Source organism: Endozoicomonas sp. Z74 (genome assembly GCF_057680865.1).
In genome coordinates this window covers 1-3905 of sequence record NZ_JBLYZI010000190.1, presented here as the reverse complement: position 1 = coordinate 3905, position 3905 = coordinate 1, and the positions used below count along the sequence as shown (strand labels likewise).

Here is a 3905-nt window from a genome sequence, read left to right as displayed (position 1 = left end):
ACCTTCTCAAGCTTGATACTTCAGTGAAGGCTGGTATCAAGAACAAACGTAAAACCTGTGGCTGGGATGAAGACTATATGATGAAAGTGCTTGGGCTGATTGATTCTTGATCATGTTTTTGCCCTGGGAGAACCCCTTACCGGATCCTGAACAAATCTCCGTGTTATCCCTCTGGCTGCAGAATTACTTCAGGGAGGCGAGCCTTCAGAACGACGCCGGTTATGCCTCTTTCAATAAAATAGCCACTGATGAAAACTGGAAGGGGATGCTAATACTCCGCATGGATATTAGCGATGTCCCGGCCACGCTCAATACCCTGAGGGCGGGGATCAAAGAGCCAGAGCGGTTTAAAGCCCACCACTTCGGGGTGTCACTGAGTCAGATCGATAATCAGCCCGGCAACCTGACATTGAAAGATTCCAGTGCTACCTTCGGCCTGATTGATTACCTGGGTTCCGGGGTTGATCCCCTTGAAATCGATAAGGCCATAGCGCCATCCACCGGTGGCGCCTATGATTTCCAGCTATTGAGCCTGAAGGCCCTTTTTCATAATGGCAGTGTGGAGAATTTTCAATGCTACAGCCAGTTGACTCTTAACGAACTGTTTGGCTCTGCTATTAAAGATATGGGCGAAGAGGGTAATGTTTACAACGGTATTATTTTAAGAGGGAGCCTGCAGCACAGCAATGGAATGGCCACCTATTCCTTTGACCCAGTCGGAACAAATTTGTTCTATCCCGACAGTAATATCCTCCATAAAATTGAGATCAGCGGTGTTCAGCTAATATCTAACCCCAATACATCTCTGGGAGAAGATGTGGACTCATACTTTTCATTAACCGGGTTTATGGATTTCAACATTCTGAAACACTCTGTTGCAGAAGAAGTGGACATAGAAAACGGTGTTAGAGCAGAGCAAGAAAAGCCTGTTTTCAACACTTTTGACCTTTTCTCCTTTGGCAGTCTTGAGAATGACGACGGTACCGGGCAGGGATTAAAGTTCGACAGCCTGACCCTGGGTATGCACTATTTCTCAGAAGAGAAAGAGACCGCTTTTGATATGAACATACGGGAGGTCAGCTTTGACCTCAGCCAGAGCCAGGTCAGACCCAACAGCCTGGTAGACAATTTTGCCCTGGATATCCAGGGGCTTCTTTATCAGGAAAAAGACAGTCTGGCGCAAAACGGCTTTTTGCCGGTGATGGCCGATTTTCAATTGTCAGGCATTGGCAATGACCCCTGGTACGGCCTGCAGTTTAATCTGGATATGGGTAGCCCCGGTGAACTGGCCGGAAAGGTGGGGTTCAGTTCTACCCTGGCACTGGCCTGGTCACCACAGAGCAGCGGTGAACACTACAAGGCTGCTGTTGGCATCACGCTGCCCGGCACTAGTACCGATAACGCCAAACTGATCAGCCTTCAGAATGTGCTGAAGCTGTCGGTGGGTCATATCCGACTGGCAGCGGTAAAAGAAAACAAAGGCTTTTTGTTAATGCTGACCAATATTGCCCTGAAGTTTTTAGGGTTAATGAAGATCCCGCCCAATGGTTCAACGCAGTTTTATCTGTATGGAAACCCTGATGGTGATACCAGTGCCTCCGGCCTGGGTTGGTATGCGATGTATAAGAAAGATCAAAAGTAAAAACTGCTGGGTTTGGTGATTGATAATAAAAAACTGGAAGATTAACTATGATTGTTTATGGCTTATTGAAGGCAGTGATTAATGCGTCAAAGAAAATTTCAGAACTTTGTCTTTTTGGTAGTCGTGAAGATTTTACAAAAAAGATAAACCAGAGTTCAAGTATTAGGATTTTTGTGGCGGGTAGTAATGGTATGGGGCACCAGACAACCACAGTTAATATTTTAAATAGTATAATTTTTGAATACAAATTTTATAATAAAATTGAGGTTTACTATGAACAAGGAAAGGAGAAATTGTCGACAGAAGATAAGTTAATGAGGCTGATTCCAGGGCTTACAAAAAGTAATTTTCAGAATAAAATACCGATTGAAATTGGACCAGGTCCTGGAGATGAAAAAAAAGCGAAAGTTTATTTTATTAAGTTTGTCGAGAATGATTGTATTAATAATGAAGTTGAGTTTGGCTTTACTGGTGGAGCGGATAATAATGATGACAATTACTACGCTAAAAATCTAAAATCAAAATATTTTTTGAGGCTTCAGCCATATAATTGGTCATCTCCAGATCAATTGCAATTTAATAGTGATGAAAATCCTATTAATCTTGACGATGTCCTCCCAGGCTTGACTGATAAACCATATTTTTACCCCATCATGGACTTAACGTCAGAGGATTGGGATAAAATGGCAGAGTCTGCACAAAAAGGTATAGAAAGAAGAAAAGTTGAGATTGCCAAAGTTCTATTTGAAAAACTTGAGCGGAAAGAAATATTACTTATGCCTGTATACGGTATTCGTGATGATGGCAAAATGCAAATTGGATGTCAAGATAATCCTGCGATTTTCATTTTTTCTCTGTTAGCATCTCTGATAGAATTCAAAAAAAATATCAAAGCGCAAAAAAAAATAGTTTTGGTTTCATTTGGGTTGATTGACAACAACGAAACTATTGATCTTGTTCAAACAGGGTGCATAGAAATAATTGAGAATTGGAGTAAAAAGTTACAGGCAGAAAGAGAGCTGATTAACCCAAAACAAGCTAAATATACTAAAAAGGAGAAGTCTGATTTAGATAAAGAAAAGAGGAGCCTGTACAGGAAAATTACCATTTATGATGGCGCAGTTGAATATATCAAAAGTCTAGGCTTAAGTGAGTGTTTAGATTGTTTGATGGTTAAGGAAGATACAACAAATAATCAGTTGGAAGAATTGATAAATAATAAAGACTCGGTCCTCTATTTGCAATTGGGGGGAGTCCCTTCTACTGGGTTTGATTATTTCTATTCAAATGCTAACTTGCCAACGGTATTGGAGGGACAAGGTACAGTCTCGAAATCAATCTGTTATGGGATACCATATTTACAATTGATGCGGTACGATAAAATTCAAAATCAGAAATATCCAAAGGATCTATTGGGAAAAGATAATAAAGGTTATGAAATCTTTGAAACTGTAGTTAAAGATATTATTCTGGCTATTGCACCTTCAGACCAGTTAGATTCATTTTTAGAGAATTATAAAAATGATAAGTTTGAAGGAGCGGTACGTAATGAATTTAAAAATTACTTTAAAAATAAAACCACCTCTTGTTCAACGTTTGTCTTGAATAGCCAGGAGCAGGATAGTAAAGTTAACAATTATATGGCTTTACTCAAAGAACAAAAGGGTAGCTGGAAGGTAAGCAAATTACCTAGCGCTATTTCAGCGTTAAATTCATATGCAAGTAAAAATTCATTTAATAATACTCTCCTGCCCAAAGAAGTAAATTACTCTCTGTCAAATAAAAAAACACGATTGGATCTTCTCTTTGAAAGTTTGGTCGAAAACTTGTCGTCAGATAAAACTCTGAATGTTATAGATGCCCTTAATGCAGGAAAAATAAAAGATTTCTACGTAGATATTTCCAAAGATGGAAGTTTTATAATTGATGATTGTGTAATTGAACCAGTTTATAATAAAGATGTTGAACTTATAAAAATTATAACGAAGGGGTATACCAGCAGCTTTGATCGTTTAATGTCAGTTGAACTTCATTTTACTGAGTTACCAACAGGAATTGCTTCTCACGGAGAGTATTTGTCAGAGTCTGATCAACCACAGATTCTTGATGGTCTTGCTTGGGTTCCATTTAATTATATGCATTAGTTCAGATCTGATCTGACAATTCCCTCTTCAAAAAAGGGAAGGGTTACCGATTTAGATAGAGGGTGAAATCACTGAAATCTAAATCGTAAAAAGGTAACCCTTATGATTCATACTAATCA

At 39.3% G+C, this 3905-nt stretch carries 2 protein-coding genes; both read left to right on the top strand.

What is annotated here, in order from left to right; translation table 11 throughout:
• The first annotated feature begins 106 nt into the window (after nucleotides 1–106).
• On the top strand, nucleotides 107–1642 hold the full coding sequence (locus ACNRUY_RS25950; protein ID WP_488114565.1) for a hypothetical protein: 1536 nt from the start codon (nucleotides 107–109) through the stop codon (nucleotides 1640–1642).
• 47 nt (nucleotides 1643–1689) lie between these two features.
• Nucleotides 1690–3786: a hypothetical protein gene (locus ACNRUY_RS25945; protein WP_488114564.1), complete on the top strand. Its 2097-nt coding sequence runs from the start codon at nucleotides 1690–1692 to the stop codon at nucleotides 3784–3786.
• Nucleotides 3787–3905: the final 119 nt, after the last annotated feature.